Origin of the sequence: Streptomyces albidus (ex Kaewkla and Franco 2022) (assembly GCF_013870515.1) — a bacterium.
GTDB lineage: Bacteria > Actinomycetota > Actinomycetes > Streptomycetales > Streptomycetaceae > Streptomyces > Streptomyces albidus.
In genome coordinates, this window is record NZ_JACBXA010000063.1 from 1 (window position 1) to 24,629 (window position 24,629).

General features: G+C 69.3%; 21 protein-coding genes and 1 tRNA gene. 13 read left to right on the top strand and 9 right to left on the bottom strand.

Going from position 1 to position 24,629, the window contains the following annotated elements; all coding sequences use genetic code 11:
- The 5 genes from H5J26_RS12630 to H5J26_RS12650 all read left to right on the top strand — a co-directional run.
- Nucleotides 1-283, top strand: a 283-nt coding sequence (locus tag H5J26_RS12630) for a nucleotide-binding domain containing protein (RefSeq protein WP_303647144.1), incomplete at its 5' end; no start/stop codon positions are given.
- Nucleotides 280-1,311, top strand: a complete 1,032-nt coding sequence (gene pdxA, locus H5J26_RS12635; protein ID WP_181765912.1) for a 4-hydroxythreonine-4-phosphate dehydrogenase PdxA — start codon at nt 280-282, stop codon at nt 1,309-1,311. The genes H5J26_RS12630 and pdxA, both read left to right, overlap by 4 nt.
- 47 nt (nt 1,312-1,358) lie before the next feature.
- Entirely contained in the window at nt 1,359-2,687 is a 1,329-nt protein-coding gene (locus H5J26_RS12640; protein ID WP_181765913.1) for an MFS transporter, read from the top strand.
- The gene (locus H5J26_RS12645; RefSeq protein WP_181765914.1) at nt 2,684-3,472 is read left to right on the top strand and encodes a DeoR/GlpR family DNA-binding transcription regulator; all 789 of its coding nucleotides are present in this window, start codon (nt 2,684-2,686) and stop codon (nt 3,470-3,472) included. The genes H5J26_RS12640 and H5J26_RS12645 overlap by 4 nt, the downstream gene beginning before the upstream one ends.
- 448 nt (nt 3,473-3,920) lie before the next feature.
- Nucleotides 3,921-5,183, top strand: coding sequence for a saccharopine dehydrogenase family protein (locus tag H5J26_RS12650; RefSeq protein WP_181765915.1), 1,263 nt, complete (start codon nt 3,921-3,923; stop codon nt 5,181-5,183).
- Nucleotides 5,184-6,206: 1,023 nt separating this feature from the next.
- On the opposite strand, the gene H5J26_RS12655 is transcribed toward H5J26_RS12650, so the two are convergent.
- Nucleotides 6,207-7,250, bottom strand: a complete 1,044-nt coding sequence (locus H5J26_RS12655; RefSeq protein WP_181765916.1) for a GAF domain-containing protein — start codon at nt 7,248-7,250, stop codon at nt 6,207-6,209.
- Nucleotides 7,251-8,335: 1,085 nt separating this feature from the next.
- On the opposite strand from H5J26_RS12655, the gene H5J26_RS32260 reads away from it, so the two are divergent.
- The 8 genes from H5J26_RS32260 (at nt 8,336) to H5J26_RS12695 (ending at nt 18,796) form a co-directional block, all read left to right on the top strand.
- Entirely contained in the window at nt 8,336-10,300 is a 1,965-nt protein-coding gene (locus tag H5J26_RS32260) for a type I polyketide synthase (protein WP_309237888.1), read from the top strand.
- Nucleotides 10,297-11,871, top strand: a complete 1,575-nt coding sequence (locus tag H5J26_RS12665; protein ID WP_181765917.1) for an amino acid adenylation domain-containing protein — start codon at nt 10,297-10,299, stop codon at nt 11,869-11,871. The genes H5J26_RS32260 and H5J26_RS12665 overlap by 4 nt, the downstream gene beginning before the upstream one ends.
- 139 nt (nt 11,872-12,010) lie before the next feature.
- A complete protein-coding gene (locus H5J26_RS12670) occupies nt 12,011-13,192 on the top strand; it encodes an NAD(P)/FAD-dependent oxidoreductase (RefSeq protein ID WP_181765918.1) in 1,182 nt (393 codons plus the stop codon).
- Nucleotides 13,193-13,763: 571 nt separating this feature from the next.
- Nucleotides 13,764-16,646 carry a nitrate- and nitrite sensing domain-containing protein gene (locus tag H5J26_RS12675; protein ID WP_181765919.1) on the top strand — a complete coding sequence of 961 codons (2,883 nt, stop codon included), beginning with the start codon at nt 13,764-13,766 and terminating at the stop codon, nt 16,644-16,646.
- The gene (locus H5J26_RS12680) at nt 16,646-17,071 is read left to right on the top strand and encodes a roadblock/LC7 domain-containing protein (RefSeq protein ID WP_181765920.1); all 426 of its coding nucleotides are present in this window, start codon (nt 16,646-16,648) and stop codon (nt 17,069-17,071) included. The genes H5J26_RS12675 and H5J26_RS12680 overlap by 1 nt, the downstream gene beginning before the upstream one ends.
- 71 nt (nt 17,072-17,142) lie before the next feature.
- Nucleotides 17,143-17,457 (top strand): DUF742 domain-containing protein, encoded by a 315-nt coding sequence (locus H5J26_RS12685; RefSeq protein ID WP_309237890.1) that lies wholly within the window; start codon nt 17,143-17,145, stop codon nt 17,455-17,457.
- A 22-nt stretch (nt 17,458-17,479) separates the two neighbouring features.
- Nucleotides 17,480-18,049: a GTP-binding protein gene (locus H5J26_RS12690; protein ID WP_181765921.1), complete on the top strand. Its 570-nt coding sequence runs from the start codon at nt 17,480-17,482 to the stop codon at nt 18,047-18,049.
- Between the two features lie 267 nt (nt 18,050-18,316).
- Nucleotides 18,317-18,796, top strand: coding sequence for a diadenosine tetraphosphate hydrolase (locus H5J26_RS12695; protein WP_181765922.1), 480 nt, complete (start codon nt 18,317-18,319; stop codon nt 18,794-18,796).
- A gap of 104 nt (nt 18,797-18,900) precedes the next feature.
- Here H5J26_RS12695 and H5J26_RS12700 read toward each other — a convergent pair whose 3' ends face one another.
- The 8 genes from H5J26_RS12700 to glp form a co-directional block, all read right to left on the bottom strand.
- Complete coding sequence (locus H5J26_RS12700) at nt 18,901-19,542, bottom strand: phosphotransferase enzyme family protein (protein ID WP_235980662.1); 642 nt, start codon at nt 19,540-19,542, stop codon at nt 18,901-18,903.
- Nucleotides 19,543-19,835: 293 nt separating this feature from the next.
- A complete protein-coding gene (locus tag H5J26_RS12705) occupies nt 19,836-20,147 on the bottom strand; it encodes a hypothetical protein (RefSeq protein ID WP_181765924.1) in 312 nt (103 codons plus the stop codon).
- A 369-nt stretch (nt 20,148-20,516) separates the two neighbouring features.
- Nucleotides 20,517-20,590: transfer RNA gene (locus H5J26_RS12710), tRNA-Ala, on the bottom strand.
- 124 nt (nt 20,591-20,714) lie between these two features.
- A complete protein-coding gene (gene glpR, locus H5J26_RS12715; protein WP_309237889.1) occupies nt 20,715-21,917 on the bottom strand; it encodes a gephyrin-like molybdotransferase receptor GlpR in 1,203 nt (400 codons plus the stop codon).
- A gap of 175 nt (nt 21,918-22,092) precedes the next feature.
- The gene (locus H5J26_RS12720) at nt 22,093-22,698 is read right to left on the bottom strand and encodes a GNAT family N-acetyltransferase (RefSeq protein ID WP_181765930.1); all 606 of its coding nucleotides are present in this window, start codon (nt 22,696-22,698) and stop codon (nt 22,093-22,095) included.
- A 14-nt stretch (nt 22,699-22,712) separates the two neighbouring features.
- Nucleotides 22,713-23,219 carry a MogA/MoaB family molybdenum cofactor biosynthesis protein gene (locus tag H5J26_RS12725; protein WP_181765926.1) on the bottom strand — a complete coding sequence of 169 codons (507 nt, stop codon included), beginning with the start codon at nt 23,217-23,219 and terminating at the stop codon, nt 22,713-22,715.
- The gene (gene moaC / locus H5J26_RS12730) at nt 23,216-23,764 is read right to left on the bottom strand and encodes a cyclic pyranopterin monophosphate synthase MoaC (RefSeq protein ID WP_235980663.1); all 549 of its coding nucleotides are present in this window, start codon (nt 23,762-23,764) and stop codon (nt 23,216-23,218) included. Before moaC ends, H5J26_RS12725 begins: the two co-directional genes overlap by 4 nt.
- 117 nt (nt 23,765-23,881) lie before the next feature.
- On the bottom strand, nt 23,882-24,629 hold a 748-nt coding region (gene glp, locus H5J26_RS12735; protein ID WP_181765927.1), incomplete at its 5' end, for a gephyrin-like molybdotransferase Glp.

Below are 24,629 nucleotides of genomic sequence, written 5' to 3' on the forward strand. Positions count from 1 at the left end.
CACCTCGGGCGGCGACGTCGCAGCCGCCGTCACCACCGCGCTCGGCGCCGACGGATTCGCCATCGAGGCCGAGGTGTTGCCGCTCGCCGTCGCCGGTCATCTCGTCGGCGGCCCGCACGGCGGGCTGCCCTTCGCCACCAAGGGCGGCCTCATCGGCGGCCCCGACGCAGCCGTCGCCTGCCTGGAGCGGCTGCGCGCCATGCACACCCGCGGCACTCCGGGCGCCGCTCACGACTCCCAGCAGGATTCCAACCACCGCAGCACAGAAGGGGTTTCCCCATGACCAGCCGCCAGCTTCCCGTTCTCGCCGTCACCCTCGGCGATCCCGCGGGCATCGGGCCGGAGATCACCGCCCGCACCCTCGCCGACCCGCAGACGGCGAGCCTCGGGCGCGGCATCGCGGTCGGAGACGCCGCCGTGCTGCGCCGCGCCGTGCAGGTGTGCGGCCTCGACGTCGAGGTGAACGCCGTCTCCTCGGTGGGCGAGGCGCGTTTCGCACCCGGCACCATCGACGTCCTCGACCTGGGCATCGCCGGCGACGACCTGGAGTGGGGCAAGGTGAGCGCATTGGCGGGACGCTCCGCCGTGGCCGCGATCGAGGCGGCGACGAGGGCCGCGATGGCGCGCGAGGTCGACGGCATCGTGACTGCCCCCATCAACAAGGAGGCCGTCTGGGCGGCCGGAGCCGAGCACCTGGGCCACACGGAGATGCTCGGTGAACTCACCGGCGCCGCGCACTTCGACACGATGTTCGTCGTCCGCGGCCTGAAGATCTTCTTCACCACGCGCCACGTCTCCCTGCGCAAGGCCCTGGACCAGATCGACGAGGAGCGCGTGACGAGCAGCATCCGTCACGCCGTGACCGCGCTGCGCGTCTTCGGCCACGACGAGCCGAGGCTCGGCGTGGCGGCGATCAACCCGCACGGCGGCGAGAACGGCCACTTCGGGGACGAGGAGATCACGGCGCTGCGCCCCGCGGTGGAGAAGACCGCCGCCGAAGGCCTCGACGTCGTGGGCCCGATCCCCGCCGACTCCGTCTTCCACCAGGGTCTTCAGGGCCGCTTCGACGGCGTGCTCTCGCACTTCCACGACCAGGGCCACATCCCGGCCAAGACCGTCGACTTCGACGGGACGGTGTCGGTGACCGTGGGCCTGCCGATCCTGCGTACCTCGGTCGACCACGGCACCGCGTTCGACATCGCCGGCTCCGGCACGGCATCGCCGGGCACCATGGCCGCCGCCTTCCGCGCCGGAGTCGAATTCAGCGGCTCCACCGACCGCATCCGGGCCGCCTACGGGACCGGCGCCTGACCGAACACCGAACGCCCCTGACTCCGCAGGCAGTTGGAGCCGCACAGATGACACCCGCAACACCCCAGGCCGAATCACCGATACCCGCGAAGCGCTGGACGTACGTCATCCCCGTCGCGGTGGTGATGTACATGCTGGCGTTCCTGGACCGCAGCAACGTCTCCGTCGTCCTGCCGTACATGGACGGCGACCTGAGTCTCACCGCCTCCGACGAGGGCATGGTCACGGGGATCTTCTTCCTCGGCTACGTCTTCCTCCAGATCCCCGGCGCGATCCTCGCCCAGCGCTGGAGCGCCCGCAAAACCGTGCTGATCCTGATGGTCGCCTGGGGCTTCGCGGCCATGGCCTGCGGACTCGTGCAGACCAAGGAGCAGTTCTACGTCGCCCGCTTCGTCCTCGGCCTCTTCGAAGGCGGAGTGTGGCCGGCGGTGCTGATCCTGCTGGCCTCCTGGTTCCCGCTGCGCGAGCGCGCCAGGGCCAACGCCCTGTGGATGGCCTGCCTCCCGATCTCGTCCATCATCATGGCCCCGCTGTCCGGGCTGATGCTCGACCACTCAGACTGGCGCTGGGTGCTCGTGCTCCAGGGCTTCCCGCCGCTGGTCTGGGCCGTGGTGTGGTGGTTCGCCGTCGCCGACCACCCCTCGCAGGCGCGCTGGATCTCGCGCCGCGAGGCCGAGCACGTCGAGCGTTCGCTCGCCGCCGACGAAGCGGCCAAGCCGTCGGCGGGCAGCGGCTCCTACCTCGACGCCATCAAGCAGAAGTCCGTGCTCGTCCTGATCGGCATCTACTTCTTCTGGATCACCGGCTTCTACGGCTTCACGCTGTGGCTGCCGTCCGTCATCAAGACCCTCACCCACGACGGGTCCTCCACCGAGGTCGGTCTGCTCAGCGCGATCCCCTTCACCGTGGCGCTGATCGTGATGGTCGCCAACGCCATGTGGTCGGACCGCACGGGGAAGCGGCGGCAGGCCGTCGCCGTCCCGCTCGTCGTCAGCATCGTCGCGCTGCTGCTCGGACAAGCCGTGGAGGGAGGCGTCCTGCAGATGCTTCTGCTCTGTGTCACCGCGGGTGCGCTCTACGCTCCCTACGGCCCGTTCTGGGCGATCCCCGGCGGAGTGCTGCGGATCGAGGTGATCGCCGTCGCCATGGGCCTGATCAACGCCCTCGGCAACCTCGGGGGTTACGTCGGCCCGTATCTTGTGGGCTGGCTGACGGAGAGCTCCGGCACGAGCGTGACGGGCTTCGGCGCGCTCGCGGGCTTCCTCTTCGTGGCAGTGCTGCTGGTGCTGTTCGGACTGCGTCCCTCCGCCGAGGCCACGACGACGGCACCGCTCACCGAGCCCGCCGGCGAAGTCCTCGTGGAGGAGAAGCGATGACCACCGCCCGTCCCCGCGCCCCCCGGCGCGGCACCGCGCGACGCCGCGACGACATCCTGCGGGAGGTGCTCGCGGGAAACGGCGACATAGCCGAGCTCGCCGCCCGCTTCGGGATCTCGGTCTCGACGGTCCGCCGCGACCTCCAGCAGCTGGCCGGGGACGGGCACATCCACCGCACCTACGGAGGTGCGGTGGCCGACGGCCACACCGCCGAACGCTCCCTGGACGAGAAGGAGTCCGGCAACCGCGCGCAGAAGGAAGCCATCGCGCTGGCGGCGGCCGACCGCGTCGCTGACGGAGACGTGATCCTCATCGACGCGGGCACCACCACCGGGAGGCTGGCCCGTGCGCTGCGCTCCCGCAGCGGGCTCACCGTCATCACCAACTCCACCATCGCCCTCCGCCATCTCGCGGACGCGGAAGGCGTCGAGCTGATCGTCCTCGGCGGCCGGGTGCGCCGTCCCAACGGCGCGATCCTCGGACCCGAGGGGGAGGAGACGCTGCGGCGGTTGACGCCGGACGTCGTCTTCCTGGGCGCCGACGGTCTGCACGCACGTGACGGCCTCTCCTGCCCCACCCTCGAACAGGCCCATTCCAAGGAGCTGATGGCGGAACGCGGGCGTGAGGTGTTCGTTCTGGCGGACGCCTCGAAGCTGGGCCTCAGCCCGTTCCCGTACCACGCCCGCCAGACCGTTCCGTGGACGCTCATCACGGATGCGGGAACGCCCGCCGGGACGGTGAAGGAGTTCGCGGCCACGCTGAACTGCGCCGTCCTGACGGTGTGATCCGAGGAACGACAGCTCCTCATAGCCCGTCGCGACGCGCGAAGAGCCGGCGGACGCCCGCGTAGTTCACCCCCAACCGGCCCGTCCGGCTGTCCTGTTGCGATGCTGACGGCGGACGATGCCCCCGTGACTCCGGGCCGGATTGCATGTGAGGGTGCCTGGGATGGTGCGACCTCCCGCCGTCTGCCGCCTCCCGGCGTGTCAGATGCGGAGTCGCGCTCCGGTAGGGGTTGGGTGACCTGGCGAGCAGAGGGCGTCCGGGCACGCGACTTCGGGCTCGGAAGCGGAGCTGAAGAGGTACGTGCCCGCACGCGCGTCCCGCCCGTGCGGGCACCTCGTCGTCCGTACGTCGTCCGTACCGCGTGCTCCTGAAAGGGTGACCCCACCGGTCAACTCGTCCTCGTCGCACCGAAGTCACGACCACCGCCCGGCCCGGAAGGACCCGCCCATGACGGACACCGATCCGAACCCCCGCGTACGCGACCTCGACATCGTCGTCTACGGCGCGACCGGCTTCGTGGGCGCGCTCGTCGCCCGTTACCTCGACCAGTCCGCTCCCGAGGGCACCCGGATCGCGTTGGCCGGCCGGAACGAGAAGAAGCTCGCGGCCGTACGGGACGGCCTGGGCGAACGCGGCCGCACCTGGCCCCTGCTCGTGGCCGACGCCGACGACCGCACCGCGATCGAGAAGATCGCCGGCGCCGCGCACGTCGTCATCACCACCGTCGGTCCCTACGCCAAGTACGGCCGCACGCTTGTCGCCGCCTGCGCCCAGGCGGGAACCGACTACGTCGACCTGTGCGGTGAGGTCCTCTTCATCCGCGAGAGCATCGACGCCAACCACGGGCTCGCCTCGTCCACCGGCGCCCGCATCGTCCACGCCTGCGGGTTCGACTCCATCCCTTCGGACGTCAACGTGCACGCCCTCCACGAGAAGATCCGCGCCGACGGCGCCGGTGAACTGACGGACACCATCTCGGTTCTGACCTCGATGAAGGGTGGAATCTCCGGCGGCACCATCGACTCCGTACGCCGGCAGATCGACACCGTGAAGAAGGACCGGGCCGCACGCCGGCTCGTCCTGGACCCCTACTCGCTCAGCCCCGACCGCGAGGCCGAGCCCGACCTCGGCCGGCAGAACGACTTGGTCCTGGCTCCCGCCCGCACCGCCGACCCGTCCCTGCGCGGCACCCTCGCCCCCTTCGCCATGGCCCCCTTCAACACCCGTGTCGTCCGGCGCAGCTCGGCGCTTCGCGGCCACGCCTACGGGTCCGGCTTCCGCTACCGCGAGGCCATGAGCGCGGGCCGCTCCCCTCTCTCACCGCTGATGGCACTCGGCGTGGCAGGGGCGCTGGCGGGCGTCCTGGCGGGTCTGACGCTGCCCCCCACCCGGTACGTGCTGGACAAGGTCCTCCCCGACCCGGGCGCCGGCCCCAGCGAACGCACCCGCGACAAGGGCCACTTCACGATGGACACCTTCACCACCACCACGACAGGCGCCCGTTACGCGGCGCGCTTCAAGGCGCAGGGCGACCCCGGCTACAAGGCGACCGCGGTCATGCTCGGCGAGTCCGCGCTCGCGCTCGTACTGGACCGCGCCGCCCTGCCCGACGTCGACGGCGGCGTCCTCACGCCCGTCACCGCGATCGGTGACGCGCTGGTCAACCGCCTCCGCGCAGCGGGCATGACGATCGCCGCGCTGGCCCGCTGACCGTTGGCGTCACAGGGAGCCGACGGGTCCCGCCGGTCCGCGCGGGACCGGAGACGGGCGGCCAACTCGCCCTGGAACGGCGGGGATCCACCGCCGATCCGGGTTCTCGAACGGGATCAGGAGAAGGCCTCGAAGGGACGTCCATAAGCGATTCGGCCACGAAATCGGCCCCGACGGCCTGTTCCAGGCCACGAGCGTCGAGTGGCCCGGAGTGCGTGACGGCTGTTCTTTTTCTGTGCCCACGGCTCGCCGGCCGCTCCTGCCCCACCGACCTCACTGCTTCCAACTCGCCGCTGCGACAGGGCGCTTGCTCTTGTGGAAGAAGCCGCTCCGCCCCGCTGAGCGGACTCTCGTCATGGCGACTTTCATCCCCCAGAAAAGTCGCAAGGCGGAACAAGGTGCCCGATGTCGGACTTAGGATGCCAATCCGAGATGTCGGCAGATCTACCGCGCCAAGTCGCTCCGGATATGGCTCAATGTGTTCGAGCACGCATTCTATTACCTTGACGACCATCCATCCCTGGGACACCTCACCAAGGGGGGAATCCGGCAATCCGTCACGGATGTCGGCGAATTCGCGCAATGTTGTGTTCTTCACCCCGTACGGACGGGTCGGCCGGCCGGGAAAGACGATTCCGTCCGCCGCGTGAATTCAGCGACAGGACATGCAGCGGCTCGAACAAGCACAGTTTATGCACAGCGTGAACACGAAAACCACCGATCGGCGGACACGTGCCGAACGGCTGAGCACGGCGCTGGACCTCGCCGGGAAACACTCGATCAAGGCAGCGCGGCATCGTCCGCTTCGCATCGGCACAGGGCTGCTTCGTGCAGCTCCCCCGCCCACAACACGTCAAGACACGGCGTCACGACGCGGAATCACCACGCGCGGACTCACCACGCGGGGACTCGGTGCAAGGAATCACGGTGCGGAATCATCACGCTGAGTCGGCGGCAACCTCCGCGGACTGGATGCTGGTTCCCGCCCGCCCCCGCGTCCGGGAACCACACCGGCCACCTGACTCACCGCAGACGCGCGCCGCTCTCACCGTCCTGGCCGGAGGAGGGCCAACCCGAGCCGATCCTCTCGAACTGGGAGGTCAGATCGGCGGCGAGCTTGCGCTCGGTGCCGCTCGGCGACTGGCCCGTGATGTTCATCGCCACTGTCAGGACCCCGCTGACCGGTGCGCTGGGCGTCAGCCGTACCGGGGTGCAGGTGAAGGTGAAGGTCTGGGGCGACTCGAAGTCGTAGGAGGCTATCCGCGCCTCGGAAAGCGTCGCCGTCTGCCCCGACCTCAGGGCCTGATCCATGGTCTTGAAGACGCCCACGGAGTCGAGACCGGGCAGGACGTGCCGGCCCTGGCTCAGCTGCTGGACCCTGCCGAAAGCCGCTCCCTGCTTGGCGTTCGCGTAGCGCAGCACATGCTCGGGACCCTCGGTCAGCATGATCGGGAAGGGCGCGCCGTCGAAGATCGCGAACATCTCCTGCTGCTGAGTCAACAGGCTGTCACGCAGGGCGAATTCGGACAGAAGGGTCTGTGCGAGGCTCTGCATGCTCTCCATGTGGTCCGCGCTCCACTGGCGCGGGCGCATGTCGGCCACGCAGACGGTTCCGAGGATCACGCCGGTGTGGTCCAGGAGGGGAGTGCCGAGGTAGGAGCGGACGCCCATCTCGTTGACCAGCGGATTGCCCTTGAACCGCGGGTAGTCGAAGACGTCGTCCAGGGCGAGCTGTGCCTTGTCGGCGACCACATGGGGGCAGAAGCCGTAGTCGATGGGGGCTTCGCGCGCGACCTCGGGTATGTCGCTGAGGTCGAAGGCGATGCTCCGGTCCTCCCCTGCGCTGTCGTCGGGATTCGACGGCGGCACGTACATGCCGCGGAACATCTGACGCTCGTCGTTGATGAAGTTGACCATCGCGAGGGGCGCCTGGGCGAAACGCCCTGCAAGGCGGGCGACACGGTCGAACTTGACTTCGGGGTCAGAGGTGTTGAGACCGAGTGTCTGCAGCCGACGCCTGCGCTGCTCGCCCTCTTGTGGGGCTTGATTAGGTGTCAGGGGATCCATGACTGCACATGAAACCAGACCTGGGACCATACGTACCGCCCCAGAAGCAACTTGGGATGCTTCCGGTCACGGTCCCGTCGTCGCGGGGGTCTGCCGGCCTGTCCTGAGGTGCCCCTACGCGGGGCCAGTCCTGCATTCTGTCCAGTTTTAGCCTTCTCAATCGCCTGACGATCACTTCCCGCCAATCCCCGAAGCGCTATCGAGCAAGAACGGTCTCGCATATGACAATGGCGGCGCGCATCTGCCGTGTGAGCGGCCGGCGCGTGCTGCCCGGGCGTCGGACCGCACCGCGTGTGCGGACCGCCGGCGCGCGGTGCAGGGTGTGCTCTTCCGCCGTAATCGCTGCGGAGGGGACGGACTTGAGCCGACGCGTGAGGAGGAAGCGAAGCATGGCGACCCGCGTACGCCGCTCCACGAGGAGCATCGCCACGCAGGCTGCCGCTGCAGAGCCCTGTCAGTGAAGCGATTATGTGCTATCTCCTACAAACTCAACGAATCCCCCAGAGGCTTGCGGCTACGGTGCGCTTCCCTCGCATCGTCCGGATCGGCCCACCCCCACGAATCACCCGCCGCACCGGCACCACCGGCGAGAACAAGCCCGTCGACGACGTCGGCAGGCCCCTGCGCCGAGAGGGCGGTCACGCCACGGCCGTAATGTGCACGAGCCCGCCGCGCGCGGGCGCAGCAGCGCAGTGCGCGTACGGCAGAGAGCCCGGCAGAGCTCCTTTCCGGGTTCCGCTGACGGACGTGAAGTCAGAGTTCGACGGACCGAGTGGCGAGTTCCCAACTGCCCGTACCCGGGGTGTCCTCCCCCTGGCACGGCCCTCCCGAAGAGAGAACGAGCGTGCTTCAGGTCCGCCTCCCGCTGGAGTCCGGCGCGCAGGTGAACGCACCATCGCAGACCGCTCATTGCCACTTCTTACTCAGTCAAGTAACTTCTATGGCATGACGCGGGAAGCGGATGTGGTGGAGCCATCGGCGCGGCACACATCAGCGGACGGGAGACGCAGAGCGGCCGGACGTCAGGGAAGCATCGAAGGGGTGTACGGGTGAAGTGGTCCAAGGCGGACATCGAGGCTCGATCGGTGGCTGTGATCGGTATGGCGTGCCGGTTCCCCGGCGCGTCGGGAGCCGACGAGCTCTGGGACTTGCTGCGCGACGGTGCGGACGTGACGAGCGAGACTCCGCCCGACCGCTATGACGTGGACGCCCTCTACTCCTCGGCGGGCGGCACCGGGACGATCGGCAGCCGCCGCGCGGGATACGTCGACGGCATGGCGGACTTCGACGCCGAGTTCTTCGGGATGTCGCACAACGAGGCCGTGGATCTGGACCCTCAGCACCGGCTGCTGATGATGGCGACCTGGGAGGCACTGGAGGACGCCGGGCAACGGCCCGACGCACTCGCCGGGAGCCGCACCAGCGTCTTCGTCGGCAACACCCGCTCCGACTTCCTCGAGCGGCAGTTCCGGCAGGGACTGGAGTCCGTCACCGCCTCCGCCTTCCACAACTTCCGCCCGCTGCTGCCGGCCCGCATCTCCTACGTCTTCGACTTCCGCGGCCCCAGCATCGTCGTCGACACGGCCTGCTCCTCCTCACTGGCCGCCGTCCACGCCGCGGTGCAGAGCCTGCGCACCAAGGAGAGCCCGCTGGCGGTCGTCGCCGGTGTGAACCTCGCGCTCCGTCCCGACGAGGGCGTGATGATGACGCAGTCCGGGACGCTGGCGGGCGACGGCCGGAGCAAGTTCGGCGATGCGGACGCGGACGGTTTCGCGCCCAGCGACGGTGTGGGCGTCGTCATCCTCAAGCCGCTCGCCGAGGCGCGGGCCGACGGCGACCGCATCCGCGCGGTGATCCGGGGCAGTGCCGTCAGCAACGACGGCCGCACCAGCGAGTCGCTTCTGACGCCCTCCGTCGCGGGCCAGACCGAGGTGCTCAGGTGGGCGTACGAGGACGCCGGGGTGTCACCCGCCGACGTCGACTTCGTCGAGGCTCACGGCACGGGCTCACCCGCGTTCGACCCCGTCGAGTTCACCGCGCTCGGCGAGGTGCTCGGCGAAGGAAGGCCTTCCGACCGGCCGTTGTTCATCGGATCGGTCAAGACCAACATCGGGCACGCCGAAGCCGCGGGCAGCATGGCCGGGCTGATGAAGACGGTGCTGTGCATGGAACACGGCCAGATGCCGCCGAGCCTGCACCTCAACACCCCCAACCCGCTTGTCGCCTGGGGCGAGTTGCCGCTTGAGGTCCCCACCAAGCTCCAGGACCTGCCCGACCGCGGCCGGCCGGTCCTCGCGGGGATCACCGGGCAGGGCGCCTCATGTCTGAACGCGCATCTGGTGGTCGCCCAGGGCGACACCCATACCGCCGACAGCCATGCCACGTTGCTGAGGCGGCCCATGCGCAGCAACAAGGCCTACGTGCTTCCGATTTCGGCACGTTCGCCCGAGGCTCTCGACGCGCTCGCCCGTGCCTACACCGAATACCTCGGCCCGGGCGGAGCCGGCGCGGACCTCGCGCTCCGCGACATCTGCTTCAGCGCCGCGACGCGCCGCCAGCACCATGCGCACCGGCTGGCCGTGACGGGCACCTCCCACGAGGAGATGATCGCCGCTCTCGACTGCTGCCTCACCGGGACGGATCCGGGGTACGGCAAGCAGGCCCGGACGCTGACTCCCGTGGTGGAGCGGTACCGCAACGGCGAGGCCGTGGACTGGGACCCTCTCTTCCGGTCCCGCTGCCGGTTCGTACCGCTGCCCAACTACCAGTGGCAGACGAAGCGCTACTGGCCGGGCGAGAAGGCGGCCGAGGAGGACGCGGGCGACCTTGCGTCGGCGGTGCTGCGTGAGCACGCGCGCACCTCCCACACCGAGTTCACCGACAGCTCCCTGCTCTCCGACATTGGTATCGACTCGCTCGCGCGGCTCCAGATCGTCGTCAAGCTGGCCAGCGACCACAACTACGAGGTGGAAGCCGAGGAGTTGGCGGAGCTGCGCACCGTGGGCGAGCTGCGCAACTGGCTGGACGCGCTGGAGGCCCAGACCGTATGAGCGCTCCAGCCGGCAGCGGTACGAGCTCGGGTCCGCGGACCCTGTACGCGTGGTTCGCCGAATCCGCCGAGAGGTTCGGCGAGCACACGGCGCTCGAGGTGGGCACCGACAAGCTGACCTACCGCGAACTGCGGGAGCTGGCGGAGGAGTTCGCGGCAGCGCTGATCGCCGCCAACGACGGTGTCCTCCCCCGTCGGGTCGGGTTGCTGGCAAGCCGCTCGGTCACGGCGTACGCCGGATACCTCGCCGTGCTGCGCACGGGCGCCACGGTCGTGCCGCTCAACCCCGAGTTCCCCGCGGCACGCAACGCGGCCATGGCTGCGGCGGCCGGCCTCGACCTGGTCGTCACCGACACCCCTCAGGACGGCGGCGGAGAGCTGGATGTGCCGCTGCTCGTGATGGCACCGGCCGACACGGCCGGTCGTCCGGGCGCTGCGCTGCCGCCGTGCCCCGCCACCCCGGACGACGTCGCCTACATCATCTTCACCTCCGGATCCACCGGCACTCCCAAGGGAGTTCCGGTGCTGCACAGCAACGCCGCCGCCTACCTCACCCACGTGGTGCCGCGGTACGAGGCGGGTCCGGGAAGCAGGCTGTCGCAGAGCTTCGACCTGACCTTCGACGGCTCCGTCTACGACCTGTTCGTCGCCTGGGGCTCCGGCGGCACGCTCGTGGTCCCGATGCGCAGCCAGTTGATGTCGCCGGTGAAGTTCATCAACGCCCAGCGCCTCACCCACTGGTTCTCGGTGCCGTCGCTGGTCTCCTTCGCCTCACGCCTGGGCACACTGGCCCCCGGCTGCATGCCGACTCTGCGCTGGAGCGTGTTCGGCGGCGAACCGCTGCCGAACACACTGGCGTTGGAGTGGCAGGCCGCCGCCCCGAACAGCGCCCTGGAGATCCTCTACGGGCCGACCGAGGTCACCGTCTCGTGCACCGAGTACCTGATGCCGCGCGACGCGCAGCACCGTCCGGGAACCTCCAACGGGACCGTGCCCATCGGCACTTGCTATCCCTCGCTGGAACACCTCCTGCTCGACGAGGAGGGCAGGCCCAGCAGTGAGGGCGAGCTCTGCGTACGCGGCCCGCAGCGCTTCCCGGGATACCTGGACCCCGCGAACAACGCCGGACGCTTCCTCTCACTCGGTGCCGACGGCTCGGTGCACGTCCTCGACGGCGAGACACCGCTGACCGAAGCGCACTGGTACCGCACGGGCGACCGCGTCGGCGTGCAGGACGGCCAACTGGTGCACCTGGGACGGGTGGATCACCAGGTCAAGATCCGCGGCTACCGGATCGAACTGGGAGAGATAGAGGCCATGCTGAGAGAACAGCCCGGGGTGCGGGACGCGATCGTCCTCGCCGTGGAGGGCCGTGACGGACAGATGGACCTGGAAGCAGCGGTCAGCGGGCCCTCCTGCGACACGGAGCGGATGTACCCGGCGCTGAGCGCACGTCTGCCCGCGTACATGGTCCCCCGAAGAATCACCGTCGTCGACGAACTCCCGCTCAACGCGCACGGGAAGACGGACAGGCGCGCCCTGGCCGCCGCCCTCAGCGACGCGAGCCCCTGACCCACCCCGACTCCCGGGCATTTCCTTGCCCTTGGTGCCGCAATCCAGCCGGATCGCGCCCGCAGGGCGGCCTGACCGCGCACGACGCCGTATGTTCCTTCCTCGTCTCCTGCCCCGGCCGACCCTCTGTGAGGAAACCATGTTCGATGCCATCGTCGTGGGGGCGCGGTGCGCCGGATCTCCAACGGCCATGCTGCTCGCCCGTGCCGGCTACCGCGTGCTGATGCTCGACCGGGCAGGATTCCCCTCGGACACGCTCTCGACCCACCTCGTCCACCAGCCCGGCGTGGCCGCGCTGGCCCGCTGGGGCCTGCTCGACCAGGTGCGCGCCACGGGCTGCCCGCCGTTGGACCGGGCGGTGTACGAGGTGGCCGACGTCCGCCTTGAGGGCTGCAGCAACGGAGTCGAGGGGCAGCAGGCCGGATACGCCCCGCGCCGCCACGTCCTGGACACCGTCCTGGTGGAGGGTGCCGTCGCCGACGGCGTCGAGTTCCGCGAGCAGTGCTCGGTCAGCGATCTGCTGCGCGACGACTCCGGTCGGGTCGTGGGCGTCGAAGGCACCTACCGCGGAAGCAAGTTCACGGAGCGGGCCCACCTCGTGATCGGCGCGGACGGCATGCGCTCGAAGGTCGCCGGCCTCTGCGGCGCGGAGTACACCACGGAGAAGCCGCGGCTGACTTGCGCCTATTACAGCTACTGGCACGACGTGCCCGCCTGCCTGGAGCTGTACGAGCGCCCCGGAAGCTGGGTGGCCGCCGTACCGACCAACAACGGTGCGACGCTCGTGCTCACCTACTTCCCCCAGTCCCGCTTCGACGAGGTACGCAAGGACGTGGACACCGCCTACCTGGAGCAAGTGCGCAGCACCGCACCGGACTTGTTCGAAAGGCTCCAGGGCAAGGACCGGGTCGAGCGCCTGCGCGGGACCGGGGACCAGCAGAACTTCTTCCGCCAGGCGGCCGGCCCCGGCTGGGCGCTCGTCGGCGACGCCGGGCACCACAAGGACTCCATCACCGCACGCGGCATCAGCGACGCGTTCCTTCAGTCGGAATGCCTGGTGCGCAACATCGGCGACCGGCTCACCGACCGCGACAGGCTCGACCCGGCGCTCGGCTCGTACGCCAAGGAGCGGGACGAGGCTCTGACCGAGGGCTTCGAAGCCACGCTGTCCGTCGCGCAGTTGGAGATCCACGAGCAGCGGCTGTCACTGCTGCGAGCAGTGCAGCGGGACCCGGACCTCACGTCGACCTACTTCGACATCGTTGCCGGGATCAAGTCCGTCACCGCGCTCTACACCCCACGGCTGCTGGCTCTGATGTGACCGGCGCGTGCGCCCGCCGCTCCGGACTTCACGGCGCCCGTCCGAACTTCGGTGCGGCGCACGCCCGTTCACACACCGACTGGGGCAAATTGCCCTTCCGTAACCAGAAGAGCCGAAGAGGGGCAAGTAGGAGTACGGGTGACTACCCGGAGAATTCCTGCTCGATTCCCATGTGCTCCTCATTGCACGGACGTGCCCTGAACATGCCTGTGTTCGGGATTCGAGGAGAAAGGGAATCGACGCTTCCCACCTTTCGCAGGAAACTGATAGAACATAGCCCATGACACGGGAGTCCTCCCGGAAGGGGCGGTCGACGAGGCATCAGAAAGCCCTGTCGGCCACCGCAGACGAACCGCATTCATCGAGGCTGCGGTGCAATTGTGCTGCTCACGGCGCCACTTCACGTCGAAAGTGCTCTCCGACCCTGGTACGGTGCTCCGGGTCGGTCGGCCGTTGATGACGCTCCGTCAGCGAGCTGCTGACGCTCGCGCCGGGTCATCCGGGCAATGTGCACACCCGTTTCGCACCTCCCCCATCGCCACGATCGTTCCGCTGCCGCACGAGGAATGAGATGCCAGGCATACGCGACCGGCACATAGTGCCCAGGGCCCTTCAGCGCAGATCTCTGCGATTCCCGCTGGCCCTGCCGATCCTGATTCCCACGGTTGCACTCGCGGGATTGTGGGGATATGCGGCCAACGGTCTCGTCGAGGAAGGCCTCGGTTTACGAGCCGGGGCGGACGTGGCCTCGACGGTGGGAAAGCCGGCCCACACCCTCGTCGCACGGCTTCAGGAAGAACGTCGCCTCACCTCCGCATGGCAGGCCGCTTCCACCAAGTCCTCCCGTACAGCGCTGAAGAACGCCCGTAGCGACACGGACTCCGCGGTCGCCGACTTCCGCAAGTCCCGTGGCGGGCTCGACTCCGCGGACACCGCGGTGCGCAGCAAGGCCGAGAGCCTCGACGACGCGCTCGGCAGGCTCTCCGAGCAGCGCAGCTCGATCAACGCCCGCAAGGTGAACGCCACTCAGACCTTCCGCTACTACACCGACACCACGGCCGAGACCACCGACCTGCTCTCGACAGCGGTCCGCATGGACGACGGCGGCCTGGCGCGCAACGCCACGGCCATGACGTCCCTGGTGCAGTTCTCGGAGATCCTCTCCCGTGAGGACGCCCTGCTCTCCGGCGCCCGCCCCGAGCCCGCCGTCGTGCTCGACGGCCCGCCGGACACCTCCGCGCGCGGCGAGTTCTCCCAGTACCTGTCCCTCCAGCGGCAGAGCCGCGTGGCCCTGGACGCCGACGACCTGCCGGCGGAGACGGCCGACGCGTACAAGCGCCTCACCGGCACCCCGCAGTGGGACTCGCTGGTGCAGGCCGAGGACACCGTCGAGTCGCGCAACAAGCCGCTGGCGCGGCAGACCGACACGTGGCAGGAGTCGGCGGGCGTCGTCGGCAAGGAGCTGCGTCAGGTCAGCTCCGACTCCCTCAACGGCGTCGTCAAGGGCGGCACCGACCGGGCGCAGGCACTCCTGCTGGGAGCGGCGGTCGGCAGCGTCCTCGCCCTGGCCGTCCTGGCGGCGAGCATCGTGCTGGCGATCCGCTTCGCACGCTCGCTCACGAACCGGCTCTCCCGGCTGCACCGCGCGACCGGCGAGTGGGCCGACTCCACCTTCCCCCAACTCGTCGAGGAACTCGGGCAGGACGAGAGGTCCGAGCCCCAACTCCAGCAGTCCCAGGGGGACTACGGGAGCGACGAGGTCGCCGCGCTCGCCCGGGCGATCGAGCGCCAGTGGCAGACGGTCGTCGAGACCACCGTGCAGCAGGCCCGCGGACGCGAGGGTTCGGAGACCGTCTTCCTCGGTCTCGCCCGCCGCACCCAGGTCCTCGTCAACCGGATGATTCCCAAGCTCGACAAGCTGGAGCGGGAGCACGAGGACTCCAAGCTCCTCAAGGACATCTTCGCGGTCGACCACCTGGCCACCCGCGTGCGCCGCCACACGGAGAACCTGCTGATCCTCGGCGGCGCCCTGCCAGGACGCCGCTGGAGCAAGGCAGTTCCCATCTACGAGGTGCTGCGCAGCGCCATCTCCGAGACCGAGGAGTACAGCAGGGTCGAGGCACTGCCGGCCCCTCCTGTCTCCCTGGTCGGCCAGGCCGTCGCCGACGTCGTCCACCTGCTCGCCGAACTCATCGAGAACGGCACGTCCTTCAGCCCGCCCGACACCAGGGTGTGCGTCAGCGCGGAGAAGGTCGCCAGGGGCCTGGCGCTCGAAGTCGTCGACCGCGGCCTGGGAATGCCGGCCGAGCAGTACGACGAGCTCAACAAGCTGCTCGCGGACCCGCCGAAGCCCGACATGCTGACGCTGGGCGAGGCACCGCGCCTGGGACTCTTCGTCGTCGCCAGGCTGGCGAACCGGCACGGCCTCGAGGTCTCGCTGCGCAAGTCCGCGTACGGCGGCTCGCTCGTCGTCGTGCTCCTGCCCAGCGCACTGCTGGAGGAGACCGAGTCGTCCCTGCTGTCGAACCTCGTCGCGGAAAGCAAGCTGGAGCGCCAGGACCTCCCCGTTCCGGACTCCCCGGCCGAGCTGACCGGCTCGGACTTCCCGCCCGCGCTGACCTCTTCGTCCTTCGACTCGGCCGACTCGGCACCTTCGCTCGTGCCGGCGGAGCCGGTGGGTGCCGCGGTCGGGAGTTCTTCGGGAGGCCTGTTCGGCAGTACGGACAGCAGTGCCGTCCCGCAGCCGCACCTCGACGAGCACGGCGGATACCCCGCCTACGCGGGGGCCGGTCTGCTGCCGAGCACTCCGGGCGCCGAGTCACCCATGGCCCTGGGCGCCGCCAGCCTGAGCCCCGGCACGCTCAGCGTGCCGGGCCCGGGAATGCTGGACTCACCGGAGACCGGTCTGACGCTGGGCTCGCTGAACCTGGGCGCACCCGGATCCAGCGGTGCGGGCCTCCTGCACCCCGATTCCGGCGGTGCGGGCCTGCACGGCCCTGGGCTCCACCCGGGCCCCCCGGAGACGACGGCCCCGCCTGTGGAGGACACCCCTTCCATGCCGTCGCCCTCCATGACCTCGCCTGCGATGCCGTCGTCGTGGCCGGACCTCTCGCTCGACCACATCGGCGACACCGGATACACCGAACCCGCCGGAATCGACGTGCCACAAGGCGAACCTGACCAACAGCGGACCGTGGGCAGGCTCCCGATAAGAGTGCGGGGAGAGCATCTCGCGGAGGGGCTGCGCAAGCAGTCGCAGTCCCCCTCCGAGCCGGACGCCCCCTCGACCGGCGCGTCGTCCTCCCCGGACAGGGCGGGGGCCACCATGGCCGCCATCCAGTCGGGAAGCAAGCGCGCCCGCGCCGCGAAGCCTGCAGAGCCTGTCGGTGACTCACAGGCGGAAACGCCCGGTCACGGAGCCGGCGCCGAAAATCCTGTGCGGAAGGACCACTGATGACTGACCGGAACCAAACCGACGGCCGCCTGAATTGGCTGCTCGACAAGCTGGTGACCGGGGTCCCCGAGACTCACCATGCGATCGTGCTGTCCCAGGACGGGCTGCTCCTCGCGCGCTCGAAAGACCTCGCCAGAGACGACGCCGAGCACCTGTCGGCGGTGGCCTCCGGGTTGCAGAGCCTCTCCCGCGGTGCCGCCCACCGCTTCGAAGGAGGGCAGGTGCGGCAGACGGTCATCGAGATGGAGAACGCGTTCCTCTTCGTCACGAACGCGGGCCAGGGAGCCCGGCTCGCCATGCTCGCCTCCTCCGAGGTCGACGCGGGAATGGCTGCGTACGAGATGACCAGGATCGTCCAGCAGGTCGGCGCCTACCTCAGCGCGGCACCTCGCACGGAGGTCCCAGCCGCCGGTCATTCACGGTAAGGATCTGGGCGATCTCCAAGAACACGTCATGGTTCGATGAAGGGTCCGGATACCTCATCCGGCCCTACGCCATCACCGGAGGGCGTACTCACCCCAACGGTGCCGACTTCCCGCTCATCACACAGGTGGCGACCACGGAGTCCAAGGGCCATGGGAACCAGGTGCTGCAGCCGGAGTTGGCCGCAATCCTCGACTTATGCCGGGAGCGGCCACTGGCGATCGTCGAGATCGCCGCACTTCTCGACCTGTGGCCGAGCGTGGTGAAGGTGCTCTGCGGGGACCTGCTCGCGAAGTCCCTGATTGCGATCAAGACTCCGGGCGAGGAGACAAGCACCCCGAGTGTGGAACTACTTGAGAGGGTAATCCGTGGTATCCGCGAGCTCTGAGCGGCCGGATGGCTCCGTCGCCATGCCGACAGCGCTGAAGATCCTGGTAGCAGGCGGCTTCGGCGTGGGCAAGACCACCATGATCGGCTCCGTGAGCGAAGTTCCGCCGCTGGAGACCGACGAGTACATGACGCAGGCGAGCCTCGGTGTCGACGACCTCGCCGGCACCCCGGACAAGTCCACCACCACGGTGGCCATGGACTTCGGCCGGATCACCCTGGACCCGGACCATGTGCTCTACATGTTCGGTACGCCGGGGCAGGACCGCTTCTGGTTCATGTGGGACGACCTCGCGCTCGGCTCGCTCGGCGCCGTCGTCCTCGCCGATCCGCGCCGCCTGACCGACAGCTTCGCCTCGGTGGACTTCTTCGAGCAGCGACGCATCCCCTTCGCCGTGGGCGTCAACTGCTTCTACGGGCGGTGCGACTTCTCGGCGGAGGAGGTCCAGACGGCCATGAACCTGCGCACTCCCGCACCCGTCGTCATGTGCGACGTGCGGCACCGCAACTCCAGCAAGCAGGTGATGCTCGCCCTGCTGGAGTCCGCGAGGACGCAGGCGGCCCAGCGGATGATGTCCTCGCACGGCGGCTGACAGACCCCGGGCGACGCCTGAGCCCCGCCACCCGCCGACCGCGGCCGTCGGGCCCTCGCCGAACCGCTGCTCCCGCATGGGGAGTTCCGGTCCGGCCGCACGGGTTCAGCGCGCCTCGCGCCACGGTTGGAAGTCAGGCCCGGAATACCGCTGCGCCGTCCCGGCAAACGTCTCCGCCGTCCAACAGCGGTTCCCCGGGCGGCGGGAACGCGGGGCGGTTCGAACGTGAGCGAGATTCGATCACGAGGCCTGTGTAACGTCCTTGACGTGACTGACGACTGGCGCGCGGACCGAATCGGAAGCGCTCTGCGCGGGGAGAATCCCACCGTCCTACGGCGGTTGGAGGCGGGCTTCTCCGTGATCGGGGACGTCCAATTCCTGCCCGGGTACTGCGTGCTGCTCGCCGATGATCCCGAGGCGGAGCGGCTGACCGACCTCTCACGCTCCAGGCGGCTGGCATTCCTCAGCAGCCTGGACCAGTTGGGCGAGGCCGTCGAACGGGCGAGTCAGAAGTCGGATTCCGGCTTCCGTCGCGTGAACCTCGAGATCCTCGGCAACACCGACGCCATCCTGCACGCTCATGTCTGGCCGCGGTTCGAGTGGGAGCCTCCCCATCTCGTCGGCAAGCCGGTGTGGTTGTACCCCGCGGAGAACTGGTCCGACGAACAGTTCGCGCTCGGTCCGCAGCACGAGGGGCTCCGAAGCGCGATCGCTGGGGAACTGGACGCCTTGCAGCGAGACCGCTGACCGTCTGCGGAGAGCCCGGCTTCTGCGGTCAACTCGCCTTTGGAGCACAGGGATTCCCGTGAGCCCGGACCGTCCGGCCGGCGTGTGGCACGGACAAACCCTCGCTACGGACAAGGGGGAGGGCGCTCGGCGCGAAGCAGAAGCGCCCGGGTGAGTTCGTCCGAGAACCGCGCCAGGTGCTCCGCGTCGGCTTGATAGTTCAGGTGGTGGCCTGCGGCCAGATGGGCGGCGAACGCCTCGTTTCCCGCGGCTGATTGCTCCTTCATGTGCGCGACCAGGTGTGCCAGCCGGGCGATCGCCGTCTCGACAAGGGCGGCACGGTCTTCATCGGCCAGCTCGTACGCATCGGCGAACAGGCGCAGCCGCCGGGCCTGTTCACCTGCCCGCACCGCTCCTGCCCCGGGTGCGACCGTCAGCGGGACGAACCGGTAGGCGGCATAGGCGACATCCCAGATTCTCGGGCCGGGATGTGCCGTGTCGAAGTCGATCAACGCCACCGGCAGCCCGTCGCGGAACACCGTGTTGTACGGGGCGACATCGCCGTGGCAGACGACCTCGGCCGGGTCGCGGGAGGGGAAGTACCAGATCGCATCGGCTGGCGGGCGAAACCCCACGGTCGCGTCGTGGAAGCCGCGGAGCAGGCGGCCGGCGGCCCGGAGCCGTGCATCGCCCTCGTGCCCGGGCAGCGGCTCGGCACCGACCTGCCCTGGAACGAAGTCCAGTACCTCCCGGCCGTGAACGTCCATGCCGTGTGCCCTCGGCGCTCCGCGGAACGCGACTGCGGCCAGATGGTCGAGCAGAGCGTGAACAGCCGGGGTCCAGGGGCCAGTCGGCCGACGCACGGTCTCCCCGGCACGAACGACGAGGTTCACCCCGCCACCTGTAAGGGCCTCTTCCTCCATGCCGGGGAAGCTATCGCACCCGTCTCGCCGGACAGACGGAACATCTGCCAGCGCCTGCCCGGAGGGCGGCATGACTCAGGGGCCGAGCTTTGGGGGCTCGGCCCTTGAATCGCTACCGGCAGGGCCGGCGGCAGTTGTTACGCGCCTGCGCCGCCGAGCACCGAAGTGCCGAAGCCACCGGCGGAGTCACCAGCGGTGTTCACGTTGTCGTCGTTGCCGAGACCGCAGATCTGCTGGGTAGCACTGGAGTCGGCGTCGCCCGCGTCCCCGGTGGTCACCGGGACGGCGGTGCCCTCGAGTGTGAACACCAGGGTGTTGCTGTCCGCGTCCTGCACGCAGTTGACGGGCGGGAGCTCCTGATCAACCTGGGCGGATGCGACGCCGGCACCGAACATGCTGACGCTGCCGACCATGGCGGCTACAACGGCTGCTTCGCGAAGCTTGCGCATTACTTCTCCACTTCCATGAGGCTGCGCGATCAGCAAAGATCGCGCACAGACACACAGAAGCTATGACCAAGAAACACCCAATAACCGCCGCAACACGCCGCTTTGCCGGATTCATCGCCGCCCTCCAACGTGCATCCGCGCACCGGCATGCAGATCCTTCGCCACAGCAAGACCGCGATCACGATGGAGGTCTGCTCGCACATCCCGTCCGAAGCGACTCGCAAGGCGCTGCGCAAGCTCCGCAGACACCTTGGCGGACAGGCGAGCGATCAAGGACAGTCACCGCAGTCGCGGTACTTCACTGCCGTGCGGCACGACGAAGCCCCCGCCGGATTCTCTCCGACGGGGGCTTCGACCTGCTGTCAGCTGTGGACCTGAGGGGATTTGAACCCCTGACCCTCTCGTTGCGAACGAGATGCGCTACCGGACTGCGCTACAGGCCCTTGCGACGGGTGAAACCTTAGCATCCCCGCCGTGTCGCGCGGAAATCCGTTCCCGCGCTGGTCATGGCCGTCACGGTGCTGAGCCCGTGCGCCCGCGGCGCCCTCGTGGTCACCGCGGGTCACGTCACTCGTTGGCTGCGCGAGGGCGGTCGTCGCCCTCGTACTGGTCGAAGAGCGGAGTCCGGCCGGGCCCCCTGCCGCGACGGGACCCGGGTGCCGGCTCGTCCTCCTGCTCCGGCTGGCCGGCGGGCGACGCATCGCCGCTCGCGGAGCTGGAACGGGCGGAGCTCCACGTGCCCGGGGCCTCGAGATCCACGCCGCGTGTGGAACGGGGAGCGACGGGCGCGCTGACGTACGTGGGCAGGGGCACCGGCACCGGGTCCCAGCCCTCGGACGCCTCACGGCCTCCGCGGCGCTGCTGGTCGACCCACTCGGCGTGGTCCGTCTGCTCGACGAGCGCACGGCGCCCGGCGGCACCGGGCTCCTCAGCGGGCTGCTGCGGCTCCTGCTCCTGTCTCGGGTCCGCGTGGCCGGCCGGCGCGGGCTCCGCCTGGACGGGGTCCGCAGCGGGGCCTCCACGCCGTTCACGCAGGCGCTGTGCCGCCGCCTCCCCCTGGCGCTTGTCCATGGTGACGGCGAAGCGGCGCCGCTCCTGCACCCGCAGATGCACGATGTACGCGCTCAGCAGCAGACCCGGTGCGGCAGGGGCCCAGAGGAAGGCGAGACCTCTGACTCCGGCGAGCACCGTCCCGGCGGTGAAGACGAGGAAGAGCAGCATCGTGGTGCGCCGTCGCCGAGCGAGCACCTTGGCCCGCTTGTTGCTCTGCCGCGCCTTGTTGCGCTCGGCGTTGCGCTCGGCGGCGCTCTGCTTGGCCTCGCCCTGACCGGCCTCCCGGGCGGCTTCGCCGCGGGCACTCTCGTCCTGGCCGTCACCGAAGTGCTGGTCGGCGGATCTGGCCAGTATTTCGGTGGGTACGGCAGCACCGTGCCCCACCATGGTCTTGGGGTCCGCGAAGGCCCGGACGTCGACCGCTTCGTCGGCGGGGTCCGGAACGCTCTCGTACGCATCGTCGCGCTCGGGCATGGAATCGAGTCCGGGACCGGCGAGTTCACCCTCGTCCTCAGGGGTGTCCTCGTCGCGCCGCTCGGTCCCCTTCGAGTAGCGCCGCTCCATCGCCGCCTTGCCGGACAGCAGCCGGATGGCGGTGCTGAAGCGTTCCGTGGGACGGGACTCGTTCAGCTCGTCCTGCCTGCGGAGCCACATCGGCACCAAGTAGGCAGCCCAGGCCCCGACGATGACTGCGTAGATGAGGCCACTGCTGTTCACCCTCACACGGTAGAGGGGTTTAGCCGCACCCATCTGCCAAATACAGCGGTGTGTCGCACGATCCGCCCGATCTCTCCAGCTTTTTTGCCAGTCAAGGCCGTTGTGATCCCTGGCGGCCAATTCCTGGGCGGGCGTGGGTTGTTCAGCACACGGCCGCTAATTTCGAACAACCATTTCATTTATGGGAAGCACCCGGAGCAGTGCGGTGCCATCGCGCGAGCAGCCCTTCGGGCACTTCTTCACTGGTCAGAGCGAAGATGAGATGGTCGCGCCAAGCACCGTCGATATGCAGATAACGGGGCCTCAACCCCTCTTCGCGGAAGCCCAGTTTCTCCACGACACGTCGACTCGGGGTGTTCTCGGGGCGGATGCAGATCTCGATGCGGTGCAGTCCGACGGAACGGAAACAATGGTCCGTCGCCAGCGCGACCGCTGTCGGCATGACGCCCCGGCCGGCGACGGCACGGTCGACCCAATAACCGATGTGGCCGGAGCACATCGAACCCCACGTGATTCCGGCAACCGTCAACTGACCGGCCAGACGCCCCTGATGCTCCACCACGAACGGCAGCATCCGGCCCGCCTGGGCCTCTCCGCGAAGATGACGCACCATCTGCCGGTACGAGGGGCGCGTCGGCGGTGTGAGCCCCGGCGGGGCGGGCGGGATCGTGGCCTCCCAGGGGCGGAGCCAGTCCCTGTTGCGCTGATTCACCTCGCGCCAGTCGCGCTGGTCGCGCAGCTTTATGGGACGGAGGGCGGTCTCGCCGTCCGTCAGGACGATCGGCCAGGACGCGTTCAGTTGGGGTCACCTCTGGGGTGATCGCCGCCGTGGATCTGCTCCACGGCATGCACCAACAGCCGCTCCAGCACTGCGAGTCCGTCACGAACGCCACCGGACGAACCCGGAAGGTTGACGATCAGCGTGCGGCCGGCGACTCCAGCGATACCGCGTGAGAGCGCGGCAGTCGGGACCTTGCCCGCCCCTTCGGCGCGGACGGCCTCGGCGATCCCGGGGATCTCGTAGTCGAGCACGCGGCGCGTCATCTCGGGTGTGTGGTCCGTGGGTGAGATGCCGGTGCCGCCCGTGGTGATCACGACGTCGTAGCTCGCGGCGACCGCTGCACTGAGCACTTCGGCCACCGGCTCGCCGTCCGGTACGACGCTCGGGCCCTCCGTCTCGAAGCCCATGGCGGACAGGCCCTCGACGATGAGCGGGCCGCCCGTGTCCTCGTAGACCCCGTCGGCGGCGCGGTTGGACGCCGTGACGGCAAGTGCGCGATAGGGCTGCTGTTCGGCGCTCATGGGCCGGTTCCCTCCTGGCTGGGGTGCTCGTCCTCGCGGGACCGTATGGCCGAAACCTGCCCGGAACGCGCCCAGTTACCCGACCGGCCTCCGGTCTTCTCCTCGACGCGTACGTCGGCGATGACGGCTGCCTTGTCGACGGCCTTCACCATGTCGATGACGGTGAGAGCGGCGACCGTCACGGCCGTCAGCGCCTCCATCTCGACGCCCGTACGGTCCGTGGTCTTCACCTGAGCGGTGATCTCCACGGCGTCGTCCGTGACCGACAGGTCCACCTTCACGCCGGAGACCGCGAGCGGATGGCACAGCGGGATCAGGTCCGGCGTGCGCTTGGCGCCCATGATCCCGGCGATACGGGCGGTGGCCAGGGCGTCCCCCTTGGGCACGCCTTCACCACGCAGCAGCTCGACGACACGGGGCGAGACGAGCACCCGGCCGGCTGCGCGGGCGGTGCGCGCGGTGACGTCCTTTTCCGAGACGTCGACCATGCGGGCCGCCCCGCCCTCGTCGATGTGGGTGAGGTGCTGCTCTTCCGCGCTGCTCATCGTTCTCCCGAAACCGTCCCTGTGACCGGATACGGTACCGGGCCCGGGGCGCGGTGGCGTCGCCCCGGGGAGGCCGTACGCAAGCTGTCACATGCGAAGACCCGGACGGGACACGCCCTAGTCGAGCAGCACGACGGTCACTTCCTCGCCCGGGGTGAGGCGCGTCGTCTTCTCCGGGACGTCGATCAAGACGTTCGCCTGAGCGAGGGCGGCGACCAGATGCGAGCTCGAGCCGCCGACAGGGCGGACCGTGCCGCACGCCTCCCCCTTCGCCGGGGGAAGGTAACTGCCGCGCAGGAACTGGCGCTTGCCGTCTGGCGACGTCAGCGCCTCATCGGTCTCCAGAAGGGCCGACGCCCTCTCCCGGTGCACGGACGCACGGCCCATCAGCGCACGGATCGCGGGGCGCACGAACAACTCGAAAGAGACGTACGAACTCACCGGGTTGCCGGGGAGGGCGAGCACCGGCGTTCGCTCCGGCCCGATGAGGCCGAACCCCTGAGGCTTGCCCGGCTGCATGGCCAGCCGCCGGAACTCCACGTTCCCGCTGCCCTCGTCGATCTGCGAGAGCACCTCCTTGACCACGTCGTACGCGCCGACGCTGACCCCTCCGCTGGTGACGATGATGTCCGCCCGGATGAGCTGGTCCTCGATCGTGGAGCGCAGGGTGTCCGGGTCGTCGGCGACGGCTCCGACGCGGTAGGAGATGGCACCCGCCTCGTAGGCCGCGGAGGTCAGCATGAAGCTGTTGGAGTCGTAGATCTGCCCGGAGCCCAACTGCTCCCCGGGCTGGATCAGTTCGCTGCCGGTGGAGACGACGACCACGCGGGGGCGCGGGCGGACCTTCACGGTGCCGCGCCCGATC